The 3,455-nt window shown below is 53.6% G+C and carries 4 protein-coding genes; 3 read left to right on the top strand and 1 reads right to left on the bottom strand.

Annotated features, from left to right (window positions below; genetic code table 11):
* The 3 genes from ACYC56_RS13450 to ACYC56_RS13440 form a co-directional block, all read left to right on the top strand.
* A partial coding sequence (locus ACYC56_RS13450) for a LiaF domain-containing protein (RefSeq protein WP_461374686.1) occupies window positions 1-528 on the top strand: 528 nt, incomplete at its 5' end.
* A 27-nt stretch (window positions 529-555) separates the two neighbouring features.
* Window positions 556-1,323: a PspC domain-containing protein gene (locus ACYC56_RS13445; protein WP_461374685.1), complete on the top strand. Its 768-nt coding sequence runs from the start codon at window positions 556-558 to the stop codon at window positions 1,321-1,323.
* A 77-nt stretch (window positions 1,324-1,400) separates the two neighbouring features.
* Complete coding sequence (locus tag ACYC56_RS13440; protein WP_461374684.1) at window positions 1,401-2,000, top strand: SagB/ThcOx family dehydrogenase; 600 nt, start codon at window positions 1,401-1,403, stop codon at window positions 1,998-2,000.
* A 140-nt stretch (window positions 2,001-2,140) separates the two neighbouring features.
* Here ACYC56_RS13440 and ACYC56_RS13435 read toward each other — a convergent pair whose 3' ends face one another.
* On the bottom strand, window positions 2,141-3,184 hold the full coding sequence (locus tag ACYC56_RS13435) for a CapA family protein (protein ID WP_461374683.1): 1,044 nt from the start codon (window positions 3,182-3,184) through the stop codon (window positions 2,141-2,143).
* Window positions 3,185-3,455 lie beyond the last annotated feature (271 nt).

The following is a 3,455-nucleotide window of genomic DNA, read 5'->3' as shown; positions in this document are numbered from 1 at the left end:
GATATCGACGCTAAAGTATTTACCGTCAAAGAGAAACCGCAGTTTACCTTCAGCCGTTCGGGATCGAGCGCCGAGCTTTCGATACGACCGCACAGGGGCGAAATCGGTTTCGTGGGCAGCGGACGCCAGCGTACCTGGCGAGTGCTTTTCTCAAAGGATATCGCGTGGGATCTTGATATAAGAACCGGTGCCGCTACGGGGAATCTTGATTTACGCGACCTTCGAGTGGGCGACCTTAATTTAAGAGGCGGCGTTGGAGATGTTTCGGTGCGCTTTGGCGATAAGGCCAATAGCACTACGGCGGATATTAATGCGGGGGTATCGGATATAAAGCTTATGGTGCCGAAAAACGTCGGTGTGCGGTTGAAGATGAACAGCGGTATATCCTCAACGGATTTTAAAAATATCGATCTTCGTAGGCCCCGTGGTGCTTCAGCCTACGAAACACCAGACTTCAGCCATGCTGCAAAGAAGATCATGCTGTACGTCAACATTGGAGTCTCAAGTCTAAAGGTGCAGGGCTATTAGGCAAGAATAGAGACGGAGGGGAGCGCGATGTCGGAGAACAATCCTCAAGAAGAAAACAGCCAAAAGGATAAAGAAGAGGCCATGCAGCAGAATACTGCCAGCGAGCGACCAGAAGCCGCCGCAAAAGCGGTTCCGGTTGAGACGAAGGCCGGTGAGGCTAAGAAACTCTGCCGTTCGCGGACAAATAAGGTGCTTGGCGGTGTTGCGGGAGGTATCGGCGAATACCTTGCCGTAGACCCCATCCTCATACGTCTCGCATTTGTTTTACTGGCATTCTTCGGTGGGGCCGGCATACTTGCGTATATCATCGCGTGGATAATCATCCCGCCATGCGAGCCGGGCTCTGAGGGGTCGGCTACAGGCCCACGGCCGTCAAGGGCATCCTCAAATGAAGTCGGTTTAATCCTGGGCCTTATCCTGGTTGGGCTCGGTATATGGTTCTTGCTCCAAAATCTCAACCTCATCCCCGGTCCGTTCTACGCTCTTTTCCGCTTTATCTCGTCGGCGTTTTGGCCGGCGATGTTGATACTGCTTGGCGTTCTCATAATTCTAGCCACCAGCCGTAGTCGTGGAATGCATATCTCAGCCGGAGGAAGACCGCTCCATAGATCGAGAACCAACAGGATGATCGCCGGTGTTGCGGGAGGGCTGGGCGAATATTTCGATATCGACCCGATACTCATCCGGCTTGTTTGGGCAGTGCTCATCTTTACTCCGCTGGCGCCCGCCGCCATCATCGCCTACATCATAATGGCCATTGTCGTTCCGGAGGCACCGGAACATGTTGCTGGCTAAGAATATCCACGTAGCATATACTAAAGCCGCATGAACTTCATTGATGACAAGGTAATGGGTACGAGCGCATGCATGAAATGGATACCATTAAGCTTCCCGAGCCCGCGTATGTTGGCGCCATGTCGGTTGAAGAGGCCGTTTCCCGACGGCGGTCGGTGAGGCACTATAAAGAGGGACCGCTGCAATTGGCCGAGGTAGCGCAGCTTCTCTGGTCGGCCCAGGGGATTACGAGTGCGGCCAGGGGTTTCAGGGCGTCACCGTCGGCCGGGGCGCGATACCCCATTGAGACATATCTTATCGCGGGCGATGTCGTGGGTTTTGAAGCCGGTCTTTATGAGTACATCCCCCAGGAGCATCGATTACTACGACTTGCCGCCGGCGATATGCGGGGTGAGCTTGCAGGGGTGTGCCTCGGCCAGCAGATGATACGGGAAGCCGCGGTCACCATCTTGTTCGTCGCGGTGTTCGAGCGGATGGTATCGCGGTACGGAAAGAGGGGAGTGCGCTATGTCCATATGGACGCAGCCCTCGCCGCCGAAAACGCCCACCTTCAAGGGGTTGCACTGGGCTTAGGCTCGGTCATGATCGGCGCTTTCGATGATACCGGAGTGCAAAATGCCTTAGACCTTCCCGAAGACGAGCAGCCGGTTCTTTTGCTGCCGTTTGGAAGGGTATAAGGAACTATTTCTTGTCTTGCGCCTCTGACGCGGCCGTCCCGGTTAGTCGACGGGTAAGTTCCGAGCACGGTAGTGTAAAACTACCGCCCAGTTTTGATGAGCTGGCCCAAACGGCGTCCATAATCGGTTTGCCCTCGTTTTTATCGAGTATTCTGGGCCGGTGAGAATCCTCTATCTTGATTGGGGTCGTGGATGTACTCTTGGCTCCAGTGGGCCATAACCACAGTGAAATCGCCGGCTGCTTCGGCTTGGCGCACTTTGCCTATGACCTCATCGACCTGGTTCTGGTTCATCGCACCCCAGGGCTGAAGCGAGATATGCCAGTCGCCGGGCGAGGTACCCCGGGCTTCCATATCGCCGATGATACTGTTGAAATCTAAAAATGCGAATCGCTTGTTCTTAACGGTTAGTATCTTAAAGCTTTTAGCCTCAGCCTCGGTGCTCCCGCCCCCGACGTATGCGATATTGTTTTTCTTCAGCACGTCCAACGTATCGCTAAAAGCCCGCGGCCCGAAGTTGGTGCTATGGTTATTCGCGAGGCCTACTATGTCGATGCCTGAGAGGGTCAGTCCTTGGATAGCGGCGGTTGGGGCCAGAAACTGCATCCCGTGGATCGGTGGAGTAAATGCGTTCGATAAAGGCGATTCCAGGTCGCCGAAGGTTATATCTGCCTTTTTGAGCCGGGGGGCTACATTTGAAAACGGCGCCGTGTAACCTTTCTCAGCCATTCTGCGATACACGGTCCGTCCCAGGATAATGTCGCCGACTGCCGTCATTTTAACTACCTTCGATACGTTGAAGGAACCCGCTGCCGAGTCTTCCTCTACCCGGGCGACCAACGGATACGCGCCATCATCCCAGACGGATTTGCCATCGACCGTGAGTACCTTAAGCCCCGGAGGCAAATCGTCCACTTTTAAAAGCGCAAAGGTGTCTATGGGTGTTGCGGTCATCGATGCCTCGCGAACGGTGTTTGGCTGTATGCTCTTAAAGAGGACGGGGAGTTCCCCCCTGTCTTTTTTAAGCGTAGCGACCTTGCCATCTCTAAAGAGGCGCACGAGCTCCTGCACAGGTATATTCTCGCGATTACTTGAAAGGTTGGTCGCTACGGCATAGCGCGTTGTTACCGTTGGTTTCTTTGGCTGCGGGGGAGGGGTGGTGGTTTTTCTGAAGGCATTCTTCACAATTGCCACCGTATGCCCCGCGCTTTGATACGTAAAGAGTACGGATAGTAAGAGTGCTATAGCTATAACTGAAAAGTACGCGAGCTTTCTCATGGTTTTCTTTTTTGCTCTTATGCGCTGGATAATAAACCATGCGTTATGTATTGCACCTGTTCGCTTTCAAAATTTAAATCTTAAAGGGATGGTATGACAGCAGCGAGAGATACGCCTGATAAGCTGGGATGGGGATCTGTTTGGCCCCAATACTAAGCTTGGTCGCTATACAGCAAGC

It is taken from the genome of Candidatus Aquicultor sp. (assembly GCF_054640775.1).
The sequence above is the reverse complement of the archived record's forward strand: the minus strand, read 5'-3'. Positions and strand labels throughout refer to the sequence as shown.

What these genes read in the sequence shown, in the direction of transcription:
- ACYC56_RS13445 (WP_461374685.1), top strand. Translation starts at nt 556, where the DNA reads ATGTCGGAGAACAATCCTCAAGAAGAAAACAGCCAAAAGGATAAAGAA.
- ACYC56_RS13440 (WP_461374684.1), top strand. Translation starts at nt 1,401, where the DNA reads ATGGATACCATTAAGCTTCCCGAGCCCGCGTATGTTGGCGCCATGTCG.